The 19,888-nt window shown below is 58.2% G+C and carries 23 protein-coding genes; 2 read left to right on the top strand and 21 right to left on the bottom strand.

All coding sequences use genetic code 11. The features are described from left to right. Positions 1 to 191: 191 nt before the first annotated feature. The 7 genes from topA to E5221_RS21335 form a co-directional block, all read right to left on the bottom strand. Positions 192 to 2,102 carry a type I DNA topoisomerase gene (gene topA, locus E5221_RS21365; protein ID WP_023628782.1) on the bottom strand — a complete coding sequence of 637 codons (1,911 nt, stop codon included), beginning with the start codon at positions 2,100 to 2,102 and terminating at the stop codon, positions 192 to 194. A 149-nt stretch (positions 2,103 to 2,251) separates the two neighbouring features. After that, positions 2,252 to 3,247 (bottom strand): Abi family protein, encoded by a 996-nt coding sequence (locus E5221_RS21360; RefSeq protein ID WP_023628781.1) that lies wholly within the window; start codon positions 3,245 to 3,247, stop codon positions 2,252 to 2,254. A 169-nt stretch (positions 3,248 to 3,416) separates the two neighbouring features. Further along, positions 3,417 to 3,614 (bottom strand): CrpP family ICE-associated protein, encoded by a 198-nt coding sequence (locus E5221_RS21355; protein WP_023628780.1) that lies wholly within the window; start codon positions 3,612 to 3,614, stop codon positions 3,417 to 3,419. A 421-nt stretch (positions 3,615 to 4,035) separates the two neighbouring features. Further along, positions 4,036 to 4,422, bottom strand: a complete 387-nt coding sequence (locus E5221_RS21350) for a hypothetical protein (RefSeq protein WP_023628779.1) — start codon at positions 4,420 to 4,422, stop codon at positions 4,036 to 4,038. A gap of 197 nt (positions 4,423 to 4,619) precedes the next feature. After that, a complete protein-coding gene (locus E5221_RS21345; protein ID WP_023628778.1) occupies positions 4,620 to 5,132 on the bottom strand; it encodes a single-stranded DNA-binding protein in 513 nt (170 codons plus the stop codon). 13 nt (positions 5,133 to 5,145) lie between these two features. Beyond that, positions 5,146 to 5,661 carry a DUF3158 family protein gene (locus E5221_RS21340; protein ID WP_230852995.1) on the bottom strand — a complete coding sequence of 172 codons (516 nt, stop codon included), beginning with the start codon at positions 5,659 to 5,661 and terminating at the stop codon, positions 5,146 to 5,148. Between the two features lie 26 nt (positions 5,662 to 5,687). Then, the gene (locus E5221_RS21335) at positions 5,688 to 6,413 is read right to left on the bottom strand and encodes a PFL_4669 family integrating conjugative element protein (protein WP_023628776.1); all 726 of its coding nucleotides are present in this window, start codon (positions 6,411 to 6,413) and stop codon (positions 5,688 to 5,690) included. Between the two features lie 314 nt (positions 6,414 to 6,727). Here E5221_RS21335 and E5221_RS21330 point away from each other — a divergent pair, with 314 nt between their 5' ends. Beyond that, complete coding sequence (locus E5221_RS21330; protein ID WP_123902454.1) at positions 6,728 to 7,087, top strand: hypothetical protein; 360 nt, start codon at positions 6,728 to 6,730, stop codon at positions 7,085 to 7,087. After that, on the top strand, positions 7,042 to 7,410 hold the full coding sequence (locus E5221_RS21325) for a hypothetical protein (protein WP_143524245.1): 369 nt from the start codon (positions 7,042 to 7,044) through the stop codon (positions 7,408 to 7,410). The genes E5221_RS21330 and E5221_RS21325 overlap by 46 nt, the downstream gene beginning before the upstream one ends. Before the next feature lie 665 nt (positions 7,411 to 8,075). Here the strand turns inward: E5221_RS21325 and E5221_RS21320 are convergent. The 14 genes from E5221_RS21320 to E5221_RS21255 form a co-directional block, all read right to left on the bottom strand. Further along, entirely contained in the window at positions 8,076 to 9,374 is a 1,299-nt protein-coding gene (locus tag E5221_RS21320) for an STY4528 family pathogenicity island replication protein (RefSeq protein WP_023628773.1), read from the bottom strand. Beyond that, entirely contained in the window at positions 9,371 to 10,066 is a 696-nt protein-coding gene (locus tag E5221_RS21315; protein WP_023628772.1) for a DUF2857 domain-containing protein, read from the bottom strand. Before E5221_RS21315 ends, E5221_RS21320 begins: the two co-directional genes overlap by 4 nt. Before the next feature lie 32 nt (positions 10,067 to 10,098). Further along, positions 10,099 to 11,811, bottom strand: a complete 1,713-nt coding sequence (locus E5221_RS21310; protein WP_023628771.1) for a ParB family protein — start codon at positions 11,809 to 11,811, stop codon at positions 10,099 to 10,101. 1 nt (position 11,812) lies between these two features. After that, the gene (locus E5221_RS21305; RefSeq protein ID WP_023628770.1) at positions 11,813 to 12,160 is read right to left on the bottom strand and encodes an Arc family DNA-binding protein; all 348 of its coding nucleotides are present in this window, start codon (positions 12,158 to 12,160) and stop codon (positions 11,813 to 11,815) included. Between the two features lie 11 nt (positions 12,161 to 12,171). Then, on the bottom strand, positions 12,172 to 13,176 hold the full coding sequence (gene yejK, locus E5221_RS21300) for a nucleoid-associated protein YejK (protein WP_023628769.1): 1,005 nt from the start codon (positions 13,174 to 13,176) through the stop codon (positions 12,172 to 12,174). Continuing rightward, on the bottom strand, positions 13,176 to 13,409 hold the full coding sequence (locus E5221_RS21295; RefSeq protein WP_023628768.1) for a hypothetical protein: 234 nt from the start codon (positions 13,407 to 13,409) through the stop codon (positions 13,176 to 13,178). The genes yejK and E5221_RS21295 overlap by 1 nt, the downstream gene beginning before the upstream one ends. Further along, positions 13,402 to 13,929: a hypothetical protein gene (locus E5221_RS21290; protein WP_028692975.1), complete on the bottom strand. Its 528-nt coding sequence runs from the start codon at positions 13,927 to 13,929 to the stop codon at positions 13,402 to 13,404. Before E5221_RS21290 ends, E5221_RS21295 begins: the two co-directional genes overlap by 8 nt. Before the next feature lie 174 nt (positions 13,930 to 14,103). Next, entirely contained in the window at positions 14,104 to 15,450 is a 1,347-nt protein-coding gene (gene dnaB, locus E5221_RS21285; protein WP_028692976.1) for a replicative DNA helicase, read from the bottom strand. Then, positions 15,447 to 16,145, bottom strand: a complete 699-nt coding sequence (locus E5221_RS21280; protein WP_023628766.1) for a DUF2786 domain-containing protein — start codon at positions 16,143 to 16,145, stop codon at positions 15,447 to 15,449. Before E5221_RS21280 ends, dnaB begins: the two co-directional genes overlap by 4 nt. Further along, the gene (locus E5221_RS21275; protein ID WP_023628765.1) at positions 16,145 to 16,390 is read right to left on the bottom strand and encodes a hypothetical protein; all 246 of its coding nucleotides are present in this window, start codon (positions 16,388 to 16,390) and stop codon (positions 16,145 to 16,147) included. The genes E5221_RS21280 and E5221_RS21275 overlap by 1 nt, the downstream gene beginning before the upstream one ends. Continuing rightward, entirely contained in the window at positions 16,387 to 16,914 is a 528-nt protein-coding gene (locus E5221_RS21270) for a hypothetical protein (RefSeq protein ID WP_023628764.1), read from the bottom strand. The genes E5221_RS21275 and E5221_RS21270 overlap by 4 nt, the downstream gene beginning before the upstream one ends. Continuing rightward, positions 16,911 to 17,669, bottom strand: a complete 759-nt coding sequence (locus E5221_RS21265; RefSeq protein WP_023628763.1) for a hypothetical protein — start codon at positions 17,667 to 17,669, stop codon at positions 16,911 to 16,913. Before E5221_RS21265 ends, E5221_RS21270 begins: the two co-directional genes overlap by 4 nt. A 1-nt stretch (position 17,670) precedes the next feature. Then, positions 17,671 to 18,549 carry a ParA family protein gene (locus tag E5221_RS21260; protein ID WP_023628762.1) on the bottom strand — a complete coding sequence of 293 codons (879 nt, stop codon included), beginning with the start codon at positions 18,547 to 18,549 and terminating at the stop codon, positions 17,671 to 17,673. Between the two features lie 326 nt (positions 18,550 to 18,875). Further along, positions 18,876 to 19,811, bottom strand: coding sequence for a cation transporter (locus E5221_RS21255; RefSeq protein ID WP_247846435.1), 936 nt, complete (start codon positions 19,809 to 19,811; stop codon positions 18,876 to 18,878). Positions 19,812 to 19,888: the final 77 nt, after the last annotated feature.

Here is a 19,888-nt window from a genome sequence, read left to right as displayed (position 1 = left end):
ATTGTCCGCCTGCTCGGCCTTCAACCGGTCAATGACTTTCTTGGAACGGGCCACAAGCACCTCCGGGAGGATGAGTAGTCAACTCGTCATCATTCAAGGTGCGCCTACCCGCACCCGTAAGAGCGAGCAGATTGGCAGTTGGGGGAAACCTGCTACAGGAGAAATGGATTACCGCCTTCGAAACATTTCGCCTACATGCCCCTGGGCTTGGTCATATCAGGTTTGTCGCCCACTGTGGGGTAGCTCACGCGGCAGTTGTTCGCTTTGAACCCGGTGCATCCCCAGAAGTCGTAACCGCCATCGCCGCGCTTCTGTCGGCGCGCGAGAGGCATCCCGCACTTGCCGCAGGAGTAGCCGTCCTGGGCGCCCGATGAGGATTCAGGCGACCGCGCCTTCATCGCCACTGTGGGCGCCTGTCGGAGGCTTTCCAGCTCACTCTGGAGGTGCTCGTAGAACTTGGCGACCACAGGGCCGTACCTATCCTCACCGCGGGCGATTCGATCCAAGTCCTTCTCCAGCGTGCTCGTGAAAGCCAGCTCGAGGAAGCTGAATCGGCCTTCCAGCTGGGCGACGGTAGCCTCTCCCAGCGGTCCTGGTACCAGCTTGCGCTTTTCCTCGACGACCAGGCCCTTGCTGGTGATGTTTTTAACGATCGCGGAGAAGGTGCTGGGCCTGCCAATCCCACGACGCTCCAGTTCCTTGATCAAGCTGGCCTTAGTAAAGCGCCCTGGCGGTTTGGTCTTCTGGTTCAACACCTCGCCCTGGAGTACGTTGAGGATCTGCTTAGGTTGCAGCGCCGGCACTGGATTTTTGGGCAGGTCGGTCGACTCCTCATCCGTGTCGTCTTGCTGCAGGAGCTTCATCCAGCCGAGATAGGCTACCGAGCTACCCGTCGCAGCGAAGCGCAGCGGCCTTTGATCCGGCCCCTTGGCCAGCAACTTTGCGGTACGCACGTCGTAGATGGCATCGGCGAGCTGGCTGGCCAGTGCGCGGATCCGAATGAGCTTGTACAGCGCCTGTTCATCGGAAGACTCTCCCGCAACCTCATCATCCCAAGCGGTTGGCGCGATCGCAGGGTGACCTTCCTGTGCGCTGTCTGCTGCCTTGAACGTCCGGCGTTCGTCTACAACGTCGAGCCCCTGGCGTCGTGCGACAGCCTGGATGTCAGGCATGGCCTCATCGGCCAGGTTGGGGTTGTCCGTCCGGTGGTATGTGATGACACCCTGCTCGTACAGGCGTTGCGCAATCTGCATCGTCTTGTCGGGGTCCCACTTCAACGCCACGCTGGCGGCTTGCTGCAAAGTGGACGAAATGAACGGTGCGGGCGGCGGACGCCGCTTCTTGCCGTCTTCGCACGATTCCACGATAACTGCACGGGTGGCGGCGACCCGGGCGGCGAGCGTGCCGTCCTGGACGTAAGGGTGTTCTTTGCTGGCAAAATCCGGCACCGGCTGCCATGCGGCAGTCCAGGCCAAGCTGGAAGCTTCGTCCCTGAAGGTCAGTTCTGCGCCGAAGTGGTGGATGACCTTGAAGTTGCGGATCTCCCGTTCGCGCAGTACAACCAGGTAGAGCGCAGGTGACTGTACACGGCCCGCAGACGTGGGTTGCCCCATGACTCGGCGCAGCTCCTGAGTGACGGGGTAGCCCACCAAGCGGTCGAGCACCCTACGGCACTGTTGTGAAGCAACGAGCTGGCCGTCGATCTTGCGGGGGTTAGCCAAACCCTCCCGCACACGATTCTGTGTGATTTCATTGAAGGTGACGCGCTTGTACTCGCTGATGCGCAGCGCCTGCTGAATGTGCCAGGCGATGCTTTCACCTTCGCGATCCGGGTCAGTGGCAATATAAACCTCGGTGGCGTCCTTTAGCGCCTTGCGGATCGTGCTGACGTTGCGGGCACTCTTGGGCAGCATCTCGTACACCGGCCGGAGGTTCTTGAGCACCCCAGTGGTGATCATCGTCTCGTCCATCCCCTTTTCAGGGAGGTCTCGGATGTGGCCACCAGTGGCTACAACCGTCCATTGCTCGCCAGGCCGGATCTTCTTCATCATGGGCCCTAGCTTCTTCAGCTTGCCCGGTGCCTCGATGATCATGAGTTTCATAAGGTGACCCTGAACAGTTCGAACAGAGCGCACTCTTGCCGCCGGCCGGAGGCGGCACAACGCGAAATGGTCAACTGAAAGGGCGGGAATTCGTTGGGATTGCTTTTATGAATTGCGTGATGAGGAGTGGTGCAATTTAGTCTCCTTGATCAGATTCCAAAGAGCTTCCTGGGGAATCCAGCTTCTGGAAGCCCAAGTGAGGAGAATTGGCAACCAGGCAAGGAGGGCTTAGAGTCGAGTAGATCTGCGACCTGTTTTATCCAGCTTGAACTTGGCCCCAAGCGTTGAACAAGCAGCCAGATGACGCTGATTAGCCCGAATATTCGAGATCGGGCATTTTGGTCAAGCGCCAGGTTTTGAAAATAAGGGTTGTCAAGAACGGAGAGCGGGTTGGCCGCTACTTGGTTCCAAATACGAGTATGATGTGCGCACCTGTTGCGCAAGGTATTTATCTCTCGTAGCCACTGAGTTAGCACGTGGGTATCACTAATACCTAGTCGAGCCGCAATGCGATTTTGATGGTTGCCTTTGAGGATTTCGAAGTATTTCGATAGTGTACCAAAATCCCATGCCTCCACAGCTACCCAGAACGGAATAGCTTTGTGCGCGCGTCTATGCCATTCAATGGAGTCTTCTTGGCTACGATCCAACAGATTTTTTTGGCGTTTTTGCCACTCTAACCAAGTATTTCGTTTTTGGTTAGTTTTGCGGTCATTCCAGTCTTCGGTCTGTTTAGGGCGAATGAACTGCGAGTCCGTATACGCCATTGGTGAGTGGTAGCCAACCTCGTGAGCAATTACAGTCCTGACCTGGATCTCAATCCGTTCAATCGCGTCAAGCATGAGTTGTCTAAGTTTCTTATCAAAAAGATAAAGATCGACGGCGTCATTGAAGGTTGTGTCAGGTAGAAAATTGCTTTTTCTACGCGGTTTGCGTGTTACTTGGCAGATAAGGACATTCTGTTGCTCGTCCCTATCAAAGTCGCGCGCGGGCTGCCAGTAACCACTGAGCCGATAATAGCCGATCTGTGAAATCTTCCGTTCTGCTCGGTTGGGGTCAGGTACGAGCATGCCTCTGGTAATCAGTAGCTCAACCAGTTCGGAATAATTTTTGAATGGCTTAGGAGGGGCTAGCTGCTGCAACATCCATGTTCCAGATAAAAGAAGGCCCAAACATAATACTGGACAAAGCCAGCACCAGAGGTTCAGGCGCGATTGGGCGGTGATTCTAGGGAGAAGGCGGAGGGGTGTCAAGACAAAATCAGCAGGTTGGCTGTGAAGGCCACCGCAAGCTGGAGGCTGTAAGAGCAAGAGGTCAGAGGCTGAGGATGAGCTGCTGGGCTCGATTGTACCCTTTAAGCCAAGAGGCCAACATGGCGGGGTGCTTGTAGGGACAAGCATACACGGGCAGCCCTTTCTCGGCGGCTTCCACTCCGGCAGCCTCCACCGCAGGATGGGGGTTGTTGAACTGGCGCCTATCCGCTTTTCGCTCCTGGGCCACTACATGCTGCATCGAATGCTCCTCATCAGTGCCCCTGCACCTGCCGGGCAGATCACGCCTCAAACATTCTTGATACCGGAAGCCTCGCGACAAGGCGCTTTTTTCGACTCCAGTAGCTAATTTTTAAACACGTTAGCAGCTGTAGGGTGGAGATGCCTTCAGGAAATGGTAATTTGCCAATGCGACGATTTCAACCGCCTCCTGACCTGGGCAAGCGCTGCTTGCAGCGCCCCTTCGGCCACGACTTGCCGTCCTGGTTGCGGGAGCTTCCCGAGGCGCGCGACCCTGGGCAGTAGGTTCTGGCCGCCAGGAGTTGTGTGGCATCTGACGCCAAGTGTCGAGTGGGCGGTCGCGTCGATCTGTTCTGGCTCCCAGAAACTTCACGAATGGCGGCGGAAAAATTAGGCCCCACACCAATGCCCGTGTGCCAGACCTAGTGGGGAATCATGCTTGAGCGGTAGAGTGCCGACCAAGCCAGCAGCGTCGCGCTGGGGTCCTCCAATGCGGCACGAACCATCACCTCAGCGTGTTGGCCTGTGATGTCGCAAACTGCCTGCCCAAGTCGCAGGAGCTCAGCCGTCACTCCTGCATCCCGGGCCTTGGTCGCAAACTGATACTCCTCGGCCTGCCCATACTCAAAGGTGGCCTTGAACTGGGAGCGAAGCATTTCGATGGCCTTCACCTCAGCCTCGGGCAGGAGGATGGTTTCGCCGTCGCAAAAGACCTGGGGAACGCCTTCGAGAGCATGTACGGCTTCCATGTAGCGCGAGGAGTCTACCGTCGCTTTGACGGATGGATATTCCGGGTAGTCGTGGTGCACGGGACGTTACCTCGAAGCGGAAATAGGTGGCGAGGCGCTGTCCTTGTCATCGGCAACTTCACGAACGGCGCCTGAAAAATGCCTGCCAAGATGTAGTTGGGTTTCTACGGCGAAGCTTCATCGAAGGGAGGGGTAGCTCGTAGTGACATCCTTGTCACCAGGAGCTTCGCGATGTGGCGCGCCAAATTAAGGGGGGGCTACAGAGGGATGTCGTCGTCAAAGCCTTCGCCGTAGTGGCGCATGTCCTCGGGGCTCGGCTGAGGCACGTTTTGAGCCTGGCCACCGCTGGTCTGACTGCGCGCCTGACCCTGCGGTTGGTTGGTCGGACGCTGACCGCCGCCGCCGCCAGACAGAGATACGTGCTCGATGCGATGTGGAAGAATCGCGATCCGGCTGGCTTCGACCTTGAGCGCAGACACCTCCTGGCCACTTTGTTTATCCGTCCAGCTGTCCATGATCGCGCGGCCAATCACCACAACGCGCATGCCCTTCTGGAACAGCGCTGCGAACCGCTCGGCATCCTGGTGCCACCATTCGACGTTGGCCCAGAAGCCACCACGATCCTTGTAGCCACCCTGGCCATCAGGGATCGAGTTGTCGAACATCACATTGAGTCGCAGCATGTGCCGCGGATCTTTGTTGCCGTTGGCGAACGACCGGTGCTCGGCAGCGTTGCCGACGTTGCCTTCCCAAACTACTGGTGTACCCATGGTGTATCTCCGTTCAGTGTTGAGGTGGGTTCATGACCTGCTGCAGTCGAGCCTGATATTCGGCCTCGGCCTGCCCCATTTTTTCTGCGCACTCGGCGGCCTGTTTGCCGATTGAGTGGATGAGGCTGATCTGCATGTTCAGGGTGATTCGGTGTTGCTCCAGGGCAAACAGGTCCTGCAGCAAGTGGGTTGGTGTTTTGGGGGCGTGGATCATCTGGGCCCATACGCCGACACCCATGCGCCGACCTTGCACGCTTTGCCAGCGAAGAAAGGTTGTGCCAGCCGCTGTGTTTTGCTCGATGAGCCTGACGGGCAGCAGGGCGAATGGATGTTGACGGACCTGGGCCAGCACTTCCTGGGTAATGGCGCGCAACCCTGCCTCCAGCGATGCGCAATGCTCCGCCAACTGGATCAGCTCCCCCTTACCTTTAAAGGGCTTTAAAAGGCCTTTTAGTGAGGCACTCTGTTGCAGCGCCTGATAGGCACCCTGTTGCAGCGGTTTGAAGGCACCCTGTTGCAGGGCCTCCATGGGTTGGGGGTCCAAACGCATCAGGATCAGGCCTCGCCTTCGAGATCGTCATCCAGATCCTCGACCGGGTCTGCGGAACCACGGCGGATGGGCGGGGCAAAGTTCGACCTGCGGGTGCCTTCCAGGATGTCCTGGGGGATGTCGCCGTAGCGCTTGTACATCTCGCGCGCGTTTTCAGCCCGTGCATTGTTGGCGGCGAAGTCGTCACGCGATGCACCGGAGAATCGATGGAGCTGGGCCAGTCCAAAAAGACTGCGCAGCAGGTGAGCACCCTCGTCTATCCAGATCTCGCCATCGCGGCGGCCGATCATGGCGACGTGCTGAGCCAGCAGGATGCGGCGGACGACTTCGTCGTATTGAGTCAGTAGATGGACGCCCTTGAAGCCCAGCGGGTTGGAAATGAAGAGTGGCAGCTTCAGCGGTTGAATGGAGAGGTTCTCACCGATTTCGAGCGCCTTGGGCAACTGGGCCATCACTTCATCCAGGCGGCTGTCGATGGCCTTCAGGGCATCGTCCACTTCCTGAATCTTCTCTTCGATCCTGATCATCCACCAGTCCGAGTATGGGTCGTCCTGGGCCGCTCCACGGTCGATCTGGTTGATCTTGAGGCAGAAGCCCGCCAGCCCGAGGATGCTGTGTTTGTCATCGGTCTTCTGGCGGCCCAGCCAGATTCGGGCAGCATGGTGGGTGTGGAGAGTCAGCTGGACCTGGCTCCTGAGGGAGCCGATGTTGAGCTGATAGTTGTCAGCCATGGACATGGTTTCCTTATATAAGGTGGGTGAACGATGTCCATGCTGCTTTTAGGCTGTTGGGCGCGCAGTAATAAATGAAGAACCCGGGGTGCTGGATTTGTCATAGTCGGCGCACACCATCCTGGTGTTGCGGGCCGCAACACTCCCAGGTGGTGCCGGTGACAACACTCGATCGGGCTCACGGCGGTGCCGGTGCCGGTGAATGATGCGGGCCGCATCACTGTCAGGTGGTTCCAGTGGAACCACTCGACCTGGCTCGCGCCGGTGCCGGTGCCAGTGAATGATGCGGGCCGCATCACTATCAGGGGATTCTGGTGGAACCACTCGACCCGGCCTCGGCGCCGGTGTCGAATCAGGTGAGTGATGCGGGCCGCATCACTATCAGGCGATTCCAGTGGAATCACTCGACCTGGCTCGCGCCGGTGTCGGTGCCGGTGAATGATGCGGGCCGCATCACTGTCAGGTGGTTCCAGTGGAACCACTCGACCTGGCTCGCGCCGGTGCCGGTGCCAGTGAATGATGCGGGCCGCATCACTATCAGGGGATTCTGGTGGAACCACTCGACCCGGCTCGCGCCGGTGCCGGTGCCAGTGAATGATGCGGGCCGCATCACTATCAGGGGATTCTGGTGGAACCACTCGACCCGGCCTCGGCGCCGGTGTCGAATCAGGTGAGTGATGCGGGCCGCATCACTATCAGGCGATTCCAGTGGAATCACTCGACCTGGCTCACGGCGGTGCCGGTGCCGGTGAATGATGCGGGCCGCATCACTGTCAGGTGGTTCCAGTGGAACCACTCGACCTGGCTCGCGCCGGTGTCGGTGCCAGTGAATGATGCGGGCCTCACTATCAGGGGATTCCGGTGGAACCACTCGACCTGGCTCGCGCCGGTGTCGATGCCGGTGAATGATGCGGGCCGCATCACTCGACTAATGGTCCATGGGTTATTAATCAATGAGTTAGAATCACAAATGCGCTCCAGCCTGCGGCGGAGATGAACGGACCAAATGGAATTCTTGCGTCGGTAGATCGCTTTCCCAGGAGTATGAGAAGCATTGCGGCTAGACCTGCACCTAGCAGAGAGCAAACTACAGTCCAGCCAAGTACCTGTAGGCCACCCCACGCACCCATCAATGCCAACAGCTTAATGTCGCCTCTACCGATGCTTTCTCGGCCAGTGATTAGTCCGGTTAGTTGACTCACAGACCAGAAGAAGCCAAAGCCAACGACACACCCCCAAAGAGCGTCCTGCAGTACCGTGAACAGTCCGAAGGAGTTGAGGACTAAGCCGGCCCAGAGTCCTGGTATTACCAGCGAATCCGGCAGTAGGTGGTGCTCACTGTCGATCAAGCTCAAAGCCAGAAGCATCCAGGTAAACAGCAGGGCACAGAAGGCCTGCATAGTTGGCCCAAAATGCATTGTCACCACGAGTGACAACGCAGCGCAGCTAATCTGCGCGGTCCAGATTACTCGCGAAGGGGTTCTGGCCGGTTGAAGGTCGGAATGTTTCTCTGAATCCAGCCCCAGCAGTTCCCGTGCATCCCGCTGCCATTGGCGCTTGAGGAGTGCAGGTAGGCAGCAAGCGCCCCAGGTACAAACGCGGCCCGCCAGCATACCAATCACAACAGAGGCAAATCCCAGGGTGATCGTAGAACCCATCCAATCACTCATCGGTGGGCTCCACGCGGCGTCGAGGGTCAAGCAGGGCCTGCAGCGAGGTCAGCGCGGAATTTGCTGTCTGCATCGCAGTCGCTGTCGGTGCCGGCTTGGGAACGGCGGGCTGAGTGGGCCGTGCTACCACGCTGGCCGCTGGCGATGACGTCGGAGTTGCAGCAGGCGCTGTAGGGCTCCACTCTGCGTTGAAGTCACCCCGTATGGCCTTGCCTGCAAGGCTCGTCAGGTACGCGAGGGGCTTGGCGACACTCCCGCTAGTACAGCGATGCTTCCACTGGTTGATCACCGCCTCTCGGAGATTCTCCGGTACCGGCCCCATGATCTCACGTGCCTTCACACGGTCCTCTGGCTTGAGGAGATCTAGGGCAAGTAACCAGTTCACACCTGCACTCTCGCGCGGTTGTACAGAGCTTTTAGATACAGACTTGTCTGTATTTGTATACGTACTAGCTGAGTTCGGAATCCGAACTGAGGGTGAACTCAGTGGTTTCAGGCTGAGTTCGGAATCCGAACTGAGGGGGAGGGCCCCCTGTTTCGCTGAGTTCGTACTGAGTTCGGATTCCGAACTCAGTCCATCCACGGCTAAGTCTTGCTGAGTTCGGATTCCGAACTCAGGCGCAGGCAGTGCATTTTGTTTGGTTTCAACTGCCCAGGTCTGGGCGTTCAGTCGATCGCTAATCGTGTCAATGCGCGAGGGAAGTCGTCGCCCAACGTCTGGATCGCTGGTGAATTCTCTCCAGGTAATTGCCGCGATGTCCTTGATCGCTTTGTTCTGATGCTCCATGGATTGCATCAGCAAGGTCATATAGTCCTTGTCGAACTCCAGGGCCTCCGCCGGCGTGACAGGCTCGTCGTGTAGGAGGTAGACGTTCCCCTGAACCTGGCCGTTGATCTCATTCCGCACCGTCCGGCCCAGGCTTAACCAGCGGGTCAGACGGAGCACCGTCAAGGCTTTTGCCACGGTTTCTCTAGAGGCGTGTTTACCTGGATTCATGCCGAGGTAGGGCCGCAGTTGGTCATAGGTGGGGAAAGCCGTGATTCCATCTTCATTGACCAGCAGTCGAAAGACTTGCCAGCAATTGCGTTCCAAGGGGGTCAACCGATTGTCGAGTAGGAGTTTACGCGGGACCGTTTCATGCGGATTTCCGCTGAAAATTATCCCGGAGTAGGGTGTAGCAGGCGCTGCAGTAGGGGCGGTGTCCTCAGCTCTCTTCTTCTGCACATGGGCCTCGAGTTGCCCCGAGGCCGAATCTAGGAGCGTGGAAATCGGGAACCGTGTGAGCTTCATCTTCTCTGATCGCCTTCTCCAGGATGGATAGAGGCGGTGCCGCTTTCATCGACATGACGTAGGCCGCCCTCATCCAAAAGGGTGAGCTGTCGTCGCTCAGTGACTCGGGAGCGTTCAGTGCTGCCTGGATACAAGCCTTGTTCGACCCACTGAGTGATCCGTGACCAGATCTGCGCAAGCGTGAGACCGTCCGTGCTCAGCTCCTCGGCAACCAGCATGGCCACGTCGAGCATGGCCAAGCTGTCCTCGAGCTCGACGCGGTGCTCATCCATCAACTTGGTCCAGCGATGCCAAATATGGTGATCCTGATCTTCAGAGAGCTCTGGCCATCGACCGCGTGGGGCACGCACCCCAATGACGGTACGCTGCAAGGCTATCTCTTGAGGTGTGAGCCCGAAGAACTTGCCGAGCAAGCTGGTCGTGGCCCCCAGCCGGATCGCGCGCTCGATAAGCCGAGTTTCCTCTTCTGTACGCGCGGCGCCGGTCAGCAGCTTGAGGATCATTGAGCTGTTGATTGACACGTTGACCCATGAAACAGGGGTATTGCGGAGCAAACTGAGGACTGTTGGGTGCTGGATCTGGCCCAGCACCTCTGGTTCAACTCCCATCTCTACACAGCGCTGAAGTTGACCGTTACGCATGAGGTCAAGCAGCTGTGAGAGAACCGCTTCGTTAAGTGTTGACTTGGACATTGAGACTCCCTCCCATTCATCTCATCGAGTGTTCAGTTGTCCTGGACTGGCGAGGACCGTTTGAACTCTTCGATTTCCAAGTCGATCAGGCGTCGAGCCAGCCGAATGATGCGGAATAACTTGACCAGCGCACCGTCACTCAAACGACCTTCGTCACCTGGTGCCTGCTCAGCACCCAGAGGTTGGCCCAGCAGCAGTTGGCCCAGGCCGGCAGCAAACTCAAATTCGCCCAATGCACTGGCAGGGTTTGGTTGCTCGTTCAGCATCTTGAGTGCGATAGCCATCGCACCGCTCAATGACTGAAGCAGTGTCAGCGTATGTTGAGCTGTTGCAGTGACTTCAACTTCGGTCTCCGGCTGTTTGTACTTGAACCCGATCCCTCCATCGATTACCTGGATATCGCCAGGGCCGTTGACAGATTCGAGGATCTCCACGGCCAGTTGGGCTACCTGGTTGCGCAACTCGCCAGGTTGGTCAATCTGACGCTCGATGTACCAGAGGTCGGTAATGGGGTGCAGTCCGCCGGCTTGCACGGGGATGGCGACCAGGCAGTTCGAGTTGAAATCGGGCAGCGTTTCCCCGCTGAGGGCGGCAACCTTCGCTTTTGTCTCGATCACCCGCTGGCTGAGGTTCGTTGGGGACGCGATATGCCCTGCAATCCGTTCCTGCTCTTGCTCTGGTGTGAGCGAAGCTCCCGGCATTGGAGCAGCTGGCTGGTGGGGAGGCTGAGAAGGCTTCGGCGAACTCCCAGTAGCTTCAGGTAGCTGTTGCGATGCCGGTACCGGTACCGGTGAAGCTGTACCAGTACCCAAAAGACTGGCGGGATGATTACTGGACTTGCCGGTACTCGGCACTTCTACCACTGGCGTTGAGCGACGGAGCTTATCCTGCTGCTGGGTAATCTCCAGCAGAATGTCCTCGTAGCCGAGCTGCAGCGATTTTTTCATCGTGCCGATGAGCTCGTCCTGGAAGCGCTGGAACAGGAATTCTTCCGCTTCTCCCTCGAACTGGGCAAGGACGTCCTGGAACAGCATTTCGAAGTCAACGCCTTCATTGCTGTAATGCTTGTCCCAGCAAGCCAATGCAGATTTTCTCAGCGCGATTATTTTCGTGATCCGGTCGATACCGAGACCGGAGTAGAGCAAACCAGGCACTGCAGGCAGCAAAAATTGCAGGGTATCCAGCATCCTGCTGATATGGGACTGAGAAATAGGGTACCCATCTTTAGATAGGCGTCGAGCGAGCTCGCGCTGGGAAATGGTCTCGCCGCTTTCCTCCTCATAAAGCGCCTTCGCTCGACCCACCGCGACAGCTCTCTCGATGAATTTGAGCTCACCTTTGAGATCCTCGGCCAGGTGACCGGTGAGCATCACGATCTCGCCTCGGATCTGATCCCATGGGCGGAACAGAACATTAATCCTCTGAAACCTTTCGTCGCCAGTTTCCTGGAACAGCTCCTTCAGAATTGTGATTCGCGTGTTCCCACCGTTGCGGATCCGGTATTTTTCCTCTCCAGGTCTGCGTGTTACAGGCGGAGGGGTGTCGAGGCCACGGTGGCGGATCGACTCCTTGAGTTCATCGTATCGTGGGTTGCGAGTGGTACGAGGGTTATCCTCCCAAGGGAGGACCTGCTCGACAGTCAGCACCAATGGGGTGTCCGCGATAGGGTCACTCATGGCCGCGGTGGTGCCTGTAGGGGTGAAGCCTGGAGCGAGAAGCTTGGCTTTGAGGTCTGTAGCGGCCATCTCAAGCTCCTACCGCAGCAACGTGCGGGTGAGCCAGAGGAGAGTGGCGAACCAGGTGCAGCACTTCCTGAATGTCGTCTTGAGTTGGAACAGCATTTTGCAACAGGCGATCGATGATCCGGTATGCGCGGGTCAGCTCGGATCTCAACTCCTCTGCGTTGGCGCCGTCGCCCTGGGCTTTCTGCGCCGGCTCAAATTGACCGTTGAGTAGCGATTGCTCGAGGCGATCGATGATTTCGCTGTTCATGGAACGATGGTTCTTGCGGGCGACTTCTGCCACTTGTTCACGCATGCCATTCGGCAGGCGAACCACGAACTTGTCAGCGGTACGGGAATTGGTTGCGTTCATGGTGGTTCTCCTTACTGGCGGCGTTTGAGTTGGTCGGTGAGCTGAGTGGGCAGGTTCTTGATCGTCAGCGAGCCGGTGTCGGCGTCGTAGGTGACGTTGGAACCGAGCAGGTGCGCCTCAAAGCTGATCGACAGACCTTCGGCGCGGCCGGTGAAACGGCGGAACTGGTTGAGTGTGCGCTTATCGGCCGGGATCTCAGGGGATAGGCCGTAGTCGCTATTGCGGATGTGGTCGTAAAACGCCTGAGGGCGGTCTTCATCGAGAGTCTGGGACAGCTCTTGAAGAGAGAGGGGCTGCCCCAGCTTCGTTTGGGTGGTGGCATAGTCGAGCAGCGCGTGGGTTTTCTCCCGGGCGCTTTCTTCTGGGAGATCCTCTTTCTCGACGTAGTCGGTGAATGCCTTGAGAAGCGTGCGGGTTTCACCTGGCCCGTCGACGCCTTCTTGGCACCCGATGAAGTCGCGGAAGTAGTCCGAACTCTTCCTGCCGTTTTTGCCTTTAACGAAGGAAATGTACTGCTTCGAGTTAGGGTTGTTGCGCCACTCGCTCAGGTTGATCCGGGCCGCGCAGGAGAAGTTGCTGGTGTCCAGGTAGCGAGAGGCTACAACATTAAGATCACCGTCCAGGCTGACGGTTTCGACCTGCTGGAGGACAGCGATCATCAAGTACTCAGTCAAGCCTTGTTGGTAATGGCTGAAGAACACGTGGCCACCGGTGGACAGGTTGACCTCTTCAAGCAGTTTCTGCAGGTGTTCGACAGACACACGGCTGAAGCTGGTGAAGTCTTGCTGCTCCTCCAGGTACTGTTTCAGCCAACCGCTGAATGGGTACGCACCCGACTCCCCATGGAAGAAGCCCCACGCTTTGCCTTGCTTGGCGTTGTAGCTGTCGTTCAGGTCGCCCTGGAGACTCACGATAGCATCGGACGGTGGGAGCTCAGTGTCACGGGCATGAAGGACGGCGGGGCTGCCGTCGGGCTGCTTGTCGAGCTGGTGAATAATTACGTGTCGGATCGGCATTATTGAATCCCCCGCGAGGAGCTGTTTTGGACTTCCGCACGTCGAAGCAACGCCCGGGTGTTGCGCTCGGAACGGTGGTCGCTAGGTGTGCAGGAAGTGAAAATCGGTGCGAAGCCGGACTTGCTGAACTTCAGGTGGCCGCTATTGGACCTGGAGAGAGTCCAGCCCTCGGAGAGGGCAAACTCAGCAAGCCGGCGGACACTGTCGTGGGCGCCGCGAAGAAGGTTACGCATTGGATCCGGCCTCCTTCGGGCAAAGTGCATCACCCGCTTGGATGGCCACGATTTCCGGGGTGCAGCCCGGATATTGGGTGGCCAGGTCGGTGAGGAACTCACGTGCAGTCTCGCGCGATCCAGGAATCCGGAAGACCACGGTGCAGTGATGAGCCTCGTCCACGGAGCTGGTCAGATGGGGGGTTACTGCAACCTTCAGACCGCAGCTCAGGAGGTGCCTTGGTACCCATACTGACCAGAAGTAATTGGTCAGCAGGGCTGGTTGGCCAAGGAGGGTCGCTGCCAGCGTTCCAGCATCATGGCTTTCCAGCTCGACGTACTGCAGCTGTGCAAGCTCTTGCAGAGCCTCATTCAGCTCAACAGGCACCGTGGTTTCACCGAACTGGGTGAGCCGTGAGACAACCTGGCTGAGAGCATCCAGCCAAACCGCGTTTACGCCAGACTGGTGCGCGAATGCCAAGGCCGATTGGTCGGTGTTTGCGATTGCAGGGATCGAAGGGTAGATCTGCTCAGCCTGCATTGGGCACCTCCGAGAGAGGAACGGGGTCATAGCTGCCGCAGACCGGGCATACCAGAACCTCTGCCTCACCTTCAGGGGTATGCTCAGCAGGATGCACCTGCCGTACCTGATGAAGCGCGAAGTGCCGGCCACAGTTAAGGCAGCCATGCGTAATCAGATGGGATTCTGTGAGCGTCATGCGGCAGCTCCTTGCCAATGGTCAGCAGTGAGGTTTGCGAAGCGAGTTTGGTTGGCGATAAAGGCTGCGCGTACATAGCCCGTAGGCCCTTGGCGTTGTTTGCCGATAATCAGCTCGGCAATCCCCTTGAACTCGGTGTTTTCGTTGTACACCTCGTCTCGGTACACGAAGAGGATGATGTCGGCGTCTTGCTCGATCGCTCCGCTGTCGCGCAGATCGGCGTTGACTGGTCGTTTGTTCTGACGTTGCTCCAGAGCCCGGTTGAGCTGAGAAAGAGCTACGAAGGGGCAGTTGAATTCCTTCGCGATTCCCTTGAGGGAACGAGATATCTCGCTGATCTCATTGGCCCGGTTCTCTTGCCCAGGGCAGCGCATGAGTTGCAGGTAATCCGCCATGATCAAGCAGGGCCTCCCAAAGCGCCGGCTAGCGCGTCGAACCTTGGCGCGCATCGCAGCAGGAGTGAGGTTTGCACTGTCATCGATGACCAGACGGTTGCCGTATGCGCTCATGCGATGCACGGCGGCGGAGAGTTTGGGCCAGTCCTCGTCCTGCAACTGACCGGACAGGAGCCTGCTCAGGTCGATGTGGCCCAAAATTGCCAGCATTCGGTAGATGAGGGCCTCGGTAGGCATCTCCATGCTGAAAACCAGCACGATCTCGTCAGGCTTACTGTTCAGCGCGGCATCTACGATGCTCAAGCAGAACGAGGTCTTGCCCATGGATGGGCGCGCGCCGACGATGATCAGGTCTGCTGGCTGCAGGCCGCGCGTCATTTCATCGAGATCGGTGATGCCTGTTGGCACCCCCGTTACGGTCACATGACCGTTGAAATTCGCGTCGATCTTGTCGACGACAGAGAGCAGTGCCTCGTTCATGTTGGCGAATTCACGTACAACGCGACCTTCGCCCAGCGCGAACAGCTTCTGCTCGAGCGTGTCCTGAACCTCCGCCGCGTCAGCAGCAAGTTCAGCTGCATCCCGTGTCCCCTGGAAACACAGGGACATGATGCGACGAAGGTGTGCGCGATTACGCACGATCTCCGCATACGATTGGATATTCGCTACAGACGGGGTGTTCTTGGCCAGCTCTGCCAGGTAGGAAAGTCCTCCAACCTCCTCGGGGACGGCCATCTGCTCGAAAATCGTGACCACGTCGAAAGGGCTGTTTTTCTCTGACAGTTCTTGGATAGCGGTGAAAATCAGCCTGTGTTCGCCCCGAAAGAAGTCATCTGCCTGCAGTAGGTCACCGACGAGATCCCAGGCTTCGTTGTCCAGCATCAGCCCGCCCAGGACGCCCTGTTCCGCCTCCATGGAGTGAGGAGGTGAATAGCTCAGGTCGGTCATCTGGCACCCCCGTGGGAAATGCCAGGCTGTTCGGTGCGGCCAACTCCGTGGTGGAGCTGAGCATGCCGGCCTTGCCGAATACCTGCGTACAGAGAGCTACGATCGTGGCCTTTGGCTTCGCTTGGCGTGATGTCGCTTTGCTTCAAGTCAGGGTGATGCACGGTCAAGTAGGCCGTGATCTCAGCCTTGATCTCCGGAGCCAGGTCACCCGCGAACTCTCGAACTTTGTAGGCCACTGCTCCAATCCAACCCTCCGCAAACAGTTGGCCGCGGCGTCGTTTGGTCTTCAGCTGGCACCGTTTCTGCTGCGAGACATGCTCGCGACGTGCTTTCTGTAACTGCAGGACGAGGCTGCTGTAGGCATAGGCAGCCAGATCCGGACCGATACCCTTGCCCAGGAACTTGAAGCAGTAACCCTTCAATGGGTGGTAGTAAGAGAGGTGGCTGCAGTCGAATGCGGCTGCACATGTTCCGGCGAGGGCATGCAACCAATCCGCTGGGGATCGACGTGTGCCCGTGGGGATACTTGCTTCAAGAACTTGGCTGGCCCGCAGTTCGTCTGCGTCGATGTTGTACTGGGCCATGAGCGAGCGGGCCTGGCGCAATGCGATTGCTGCCTCGTTCGTGTTTGCCCCTGGGCTGTTGGCCAAGGCCATCAGCTTGGTGACTTTGTCGAGGATCTTCTGCTTGTCCATCAGGAGCCCTCCCCAAGTTGGCGAGGTTGTCCACGCATAGCTGATGCGATCAGCACCAGGAGATTCAGCGTCCCGACCGTGCCGAGCGCATAGGCCGAGTAGACCGAACCCTGCAGAGCGATTTCGGCGAGCGGGGCTTTGAAGATCGAACCCAAGCCATAGGCGGTCGCCAGTGCCACAGAGCAGTTCATGAGGTACAGGCAAAGCGTGCCAGCGAACTGGGAAATAGAGGCAGGATTCATCATGCAGCCTCCGCGCGATGAGCCTTCGAAGCCGCTAAGGCCGCTTTGTAACTGGCCTTGGCGTCTTTCTTGGTCTTGCACCACTCGCCCGTAGCACGGCTTGAGCTCATGCGACAGCCGGACTCTATAGAGATCAGGCTGCCCACTTCGCTGTAGCCGAATGACTTACAACGATGCTCAATCGTGGGTTTTTCGATCCCGAGCCATTCGTGAAACTCAAGCCCGCTGTCTGCATCCAGAAACTCGTCATACCGAGTGAGTTTTGGTAGCGGAGGGAGGCTGGTCTCTGCGAAGTGCTGGCCCTGACTCGTAGCGCGATAAACAACTTCATCCTGGGGACAAAAAGCTGGAGGCTTTCCGCACGACATGAGCCCTGCTGCGACGAGCACGTCGAGCTGTCGTGCATCGCTGCAACCTGGGCTTGTGAGAAAGTAATTGCGGCTAACTGTGCGCCGGTGTCTGTTTTCGGCGGACAGACCCAAGGTGTGCCAGAGAAGGTCGAGCTGCTGTTGGCTGACGTTGTTCATGCTTGGCCCTCCTGCTTCGCCCCATCGGGGGAGAGAGCCTCTTTCCACAGGCGCAGGGTCTCGCGTTCGTCTGCTGTCAAGGCAGCCAGGCCAACAGCTTCGGCCACTTTCTCCTGCAGGAGTCGCAGACGTTCCTCAACCGACGAACCATCGTCATAAGCAAGGTGGCTGGTCAGGTCGCTGATCATGAAGTAACGGAGTGTTTGGATATTCCCGACCCGGTGTTGCTCAGGTGAGGCCCCGTAGAGTCGATCAGGCGTCTTCAGATCGCTCCTGACGTAGAGGTTGAATTCAGATGGGTTGTAGGAGGTATGGAACTGTCGTGCACGATTCAGGATGAGTGCAGCCTTGATCGTCTCGAGCCGTTCTTCATGGGTTTCGGTGGGCAAGGGGAATGTACGCGCAACGAGCTGCTTCGCCAGTGCATCACGGGCATCTTGCCGGCGTTTCGTGTCCTTCTCGGTCCGAACAAGTTTTTCCTTGGCATGAGTAACGTTGTTGCCGATGGATTCAACCAGGCGCGATGCGTCGAGCAGAAGCTGCCGTTGAGCATCGGTCAGGTGCTCTCCGAGTTTTCCGAGTAGCCCAGACTCTTTATTCCAGTGATACCCGAACTTGCGCAGATCACCTGCGATGGAGGTGAGCCGGGTTTGGACGCTGCGAAGGTCCTTGGCGGAGTGCGTTCTCCCGAGTTGCAGAACCAGTTCGGTAGTGATGTCGCTGGCATCGGTGATGACGATGGGTCTCTTGGCCATCTCAGCGCCCTTCTTTGACGATTTGGGCTACACGCTCTTCGGTCATTGCCTCGAAGCGGTCCGTCCACTCAGGGAAGGCCTCGATCGCCAAGCTGCGGATGATGTTCAGCGCCGCCGGCGACTTACGGTTCGAAGGTTGACGATATTCAAGCCGATGCGCCGGCACGCCTTGGCTCGCGGCTTTCTTGAAGATGACGGCATCTGGAATGATCGATTGCAGGACGGTGTAGTCTGGGTTCCCGTCGAAGATTTCACGGACGGTGCGGTGGATCTCGCGCGCGTCAGCAGTTTCATCCAGGCCGTTGATGATGATGTTGATGTGGGGAATGGTGAGGCCGAGACGAGCGTAACTGCGCAGGCCATCCATCATATGGATGGTTCCACGGCTGAATTCGCGCGCGGCCAACATGTTCGGGGGGAGGGGGGAGAGGATGATATCAGATGCAAGAACGACCATCTCCAGCATCGCAGAGCGGGCGCCCTGGGTGTCAAAGAGGATGAGATCGTAATCGGCATCGAAAGCCGACATCAGGTTGGCTAGTCGCAGTCTGCCATCAGGCGCCTGCAGTATGAGGTTGTTGAGCTGGTTGTTGGCATCGTTCGAAATGATGACGTCGAGATTCTTGATCGACGTGCGGGAGATGATCTTGGCCGGGTCGGTCTCGTTGTACGACAGCAGCTCGAAAATGCCGCCCGGGGCAGTGTACTCCAGGGGGAAATAGGAGGATGCGGAAGGCTGGACGGGGTCCAGATCGATGAGGAGGGTGCGCAACCCAGCGTCTGCTGTGAATGCCCCCAGATTGGTGGAGCCGGTGGATTTACCGGTGCCGCCTTTGGTTGAAACCTTACCTGCTCGTTTTGCTTTCTTCGGATGTGTCATTGCCATGCCTCTAATGTGGATTTCATTAGAGGCTGCGTGCCTAGGCGCGGAATGGTGCTGAAAACCCCTCCCTAGGTGGAATTATCGGCCTAGATCCCAATTGTCTTTTAACCAATTGGTCGTAGGTTCGAATCCTACACGACCCACCAAATGCAGTACGTCAAAGCCCGCTACCGGCAACGGTGGCGGGCTTTTTCGTTTTCGGCTGCTTGTACTGGCCTCATCGCAGGCAAGCCAGCTCTCCCAGGGCTTGCGCATGACTTGGGGCTAATGCGGTCGAGGTGGGAGCTGGCTTGCCGGCGAAAGGGGCGCAAAGCGCCCCCAGCTTACTCAGCCCACTCGGGATCCCCGGTAAACACCACCGTCAGCCAGCGGTCCGGCCCTTCACCACCCACGGCATCACCGATCTCGTTGCGCCACGCATCCCATTCATCAATGGTTTTCGCGGCCATGGCCTTCGGCACGATGAAATACAGTTCGATCTCCCGCGAGCGCCCGACCTTGGCCACATAGGCGCGGTACGACTGCAACCCATGGCGTGCGACGAAGGCCTTGGCGACTTCATCCACGTGCAGCTTGAGGTCGCCAGGGGTCACCAGGAAAATTTCCGACATGGCCTGGCGCACCACCGACATCGGCAACGGCACGATCACCAGGCAGACCAGCGCCAGCACCGCCGGGTCGATATACGGCGACACCCACTCCAGCGATGTGCCTTGCACCGCATAGCCAAAGCAGAAGGCGATCAGCAGCGCGGCGGTAATGCTGGCCGACATCACCCAGCCCTTGACGTCCATGCGCACGAAGTCCGAGCCCAGCTTGCGGTTGGCGCGGGCCTCGACAGCAGCGATGGTCACGCAGGCGATCACGGTCAGCACCGCGTAGACCATGGCGATGCCGAACTCCAGGTGGCGCCCGCCTTGCAGCAGGCTGCTGACGGCGTTGATCAGCGCATAGATGGCCACGCCGCTGAGCAGGATGCCGTTGAGCGCCAGCACCATCGTGAAGCGCTCACGCAACTTGCGTGACATCTGCACGCTGGTGGTGTGCGCGGTAATCAGCCTGACCACCACCAGCGACAGCCCGCTCATGCTGGCATCGACCAGCGAATAGACGCCGTCGAACACGATGGAGAACGAGCCGGAGGCCAGGCCGAAGGCGATGCCGATGACGGCGATGAACAGGGTGACGGCGATCGAGGTGCGTAACAGGCCCTGTTCGCTGGTGATGTCGAAGAAGGAAGATCTGGTTGGGGTTTGCATGATTGTGCTCGGTAAATAGCCCTGCTGCTATGTTGTATGTGCTGGCCTCTTCGCGGGTAAACCCGCTCCCACAGGGT

The organism is Pseudomonas sp. A2 (assembly GCF_023100865.1).
Classification (GTDB): domain Bacteria; phylum Pseudomonadota; class Gammaproteobacteria; order Pseudomonadales; family Pseudomonadaceae; genus Aquipseudomonas; species Aquipseudomonas asiatica.
The sequence above is the reverse complement of the archived record's forward strand: the minus strand, read 5'-3'. Positions and strand labels throughout refer to the sequence as shown.

Excerpts from the sequence above, each read along its gene's own strand:
- topA (WP_023628782.1), bottom strand. The coding sequence starts at position 2,102 with ATGAAACTCATGATCATCGAGGCACCGGGCAAGCTGAAGAAGCTAGGG.
- E5221_RS21360 (WP_023628781.1), bottom strand. The coding sequence starts at position 3,247 with ATGTTGCAGCAGCTAGCCCCTCCTAAGCCATTCAAAAATTATTCCGAA.
- E5221_RS21305 (WP_023628770.1), bottom strand. The coding sequence starts at position 12,160 with ATGAACGCAACCAATTCCCGTACCGCTGACAAGTTCGTGGTTCGCCTG.
- E5221_RS21355 (WP_023628780.1), bottom strand. The coding sequence starts at position 3,614 with ATGCAGCATGTAGTGGCCCAGGAGCGAAAAGCGGATAGGCGCCAGTTC.
- E5221_RS21335 (WP_023628776.1), bottom strand. The coding sequence starts at position 6,413 with ATGGCTGACAACTATCAGCTCAACATCGGCTCCCTCAGGAGCCAGGTC.
- E5221_RS21265 (WP_023628763.1), bottom strand. The coding sequence starts at position 17,669 with ATGGCCAAGAGACCCATCGTCATCACCGATGCCAGCGACATCACTACC.
- E5221_RS21295 (WP_023628768.1), bottom strand. The coding sequence starts at position 13,409 with ATGCGTAACCTTCTTCGCGGCGCCCACGACAGTGTCCGCCGGCTTGCT.
- E5221_RS21340 (WP_230852995.1), bottom strand. The coding sequence starts at position 5,661 with ATGGAGGCCCTGCAACAGGGTGCCTTCAAACCGCTGCAACAGGGTGCC.
- E5221_RS21255 (WP_247846435.1), bottom strand. The coding sequence starts at position 19,811 with ATGCAAACCCCAACCAGATCTTCCTTCTTCGACATCACCAGCGAACAG.
- E5221_RS21345 (WP_023628778.1), bottom strand. The coding sequence starts at position 5,132 with ATGGGTACACCAGTAGTTTGGGAAGGCAACGTCGGCAACGCTGCCGAG.
- E5221_RS21290 (WP_028692975.1), bottom strand. The coding sequence starts at position 13,929 with ATGCAGGCTGAGCAGATCTACCCTTCGATCCCTGCAATCGCAAACACC.
- E5221_RS21320 (WP_023628773.1), bottom strand. The coding sequence starts at position 9,374 with ATGAAGCTCACACGGTTCCCGATTTCCACGCTCCTAGATTCGGCCTCG.
- yejK (WP_023628769.1), bottom strand. The coding sequence starts at position 13,176 with ATGCCGATCCGACACGTAATTATTCACCAGCTCGACAAGCAGCCCGAC.
- dnaB (WP_028692976.1), bottom strand. The coding sequence starts at position 15,450 with ATGACCGACCTGAGCTATTCACCTCCTCACTCCATGGAGGCGGAACAG.
- E5221_RS21310 (WP_023628771.1), bottom strand. The coding sequence starts at position 11,811 with ATGGCCGCTACAGACCTCAAAGCCAAGCTTCTCGCTCCAGGCTTCACC.
- E5221_RS21270 (WP_023628764.1), bottom strand. The coding sequence starts at position 16,914 with ATGAACAACGTCAGCCAACAGCAGCTCGACCTTCTCTGGCACACCTTG.
- E5221_RS21315 (WP_023628772.1), bottom strand. The coding sequence starts at position 10,066 with ATGTCCAAGTCAACACTTAACGAAGCGGTTCTCTCACAGCTGCTTGAC.
- E5221_RS21275 (WP_023628765.1), bottom strand. The coding sequence starts at position 16,390 with ATGATGAATCCTGCCTCTATTTCCCAGTTCGCTGGCACGCTTTGCCTG.
- E5221_RS21280 (WP_023628766.1), bottom strand. The coding sequence starts at position 16,145 with ATGGACAAGCAGAAGATCCTCGACAAAGTCACCAAGCTGATGGCCTTG.
- E5221_RS21260 (WP_023628762.1), bottom strand. The coding sequence starts at position 18,549 with ATGACACATCCGAAGAAAGCAAAACGAGCAGGTAAGGTTTCAACCAAA.